The organism is Mesorhizobium sp. M0185, from assembly GCF_040322175.1.
GTDB lineage: Bacteria > Pseudomonadota > Alphaproteobacteria > Rhizobiales > Rhizobiaceae > Mesorhizobium.
The window spans coordinates 1-599 of sequence record NZ_JAMYSY010000135.1; the positions used below are offsets into that span (position 1 = coordinate 1).

A 599-nucleotide genomic window follows, 5' to 3' on the forward strand; every position below is an offset into this window, starting at 1 on the left:
GATGTTGTTTAGCTCGTTTCCGAAAGCATAGTGTTTGTCGCCGGTGACCGTCAGGTTTTCGAAATTCGCTGGGAGTTTGTAGCTCATCCAAGTCGATATGGTGTCGACACCCTCGTTGGGCAGCTCGACCGCTTTGTTTTTGGAGGAATACAGATAATAGATGTCATCGCCCTTGCCGCCGTACATCGTCACGGTGACGCTACCGTCGGCGTACATTGAGTCGTTGTAGATGCTGCCATAAAGTGTCGGGCCGGAATTCGTCGCCGAATACCACTTTACGGAGGATCCGCTGTAGGGGAGTGGAACACCCTTGGCGTTCAGTACGTTGGCCATTTTGGTCCTTTCTCCTCTTGCTCGCCTCGATATCGGGCCTAACACCTATTGAGAGCAAAAGGAGCCATTACCATTTAGCCTTCGAGTTTGGAGGGTTACCAAAAGCTTAATATTCAGCGGAGCCACTTGCCGCGGGGGCCGCCTCACCCCTTCAAGGGCCCAAGGCGTGGCACCCGGCGCCTGCCGCTCTCCTTCGGCCGGTCGCAATCTTAGACGTATGGCCGTTGCGCACGACGCAAGCTTGTTGTCAGGTGCATGACGCGGTG

Annotated in this window: 1 pseudogene; it reads right to left on the bottom strand. The window is 55.1% G+C overall.

What is annotated here, in order from left to right:
- Positions 1 to 333, bottom strand: a pseudogene (locus NKJ20_RS34080) (1,3-1,4-beta-glycanase); the annotation flags it as partial.
- Positions 334 to 599 lie beyond the last annotated feature (266 nt).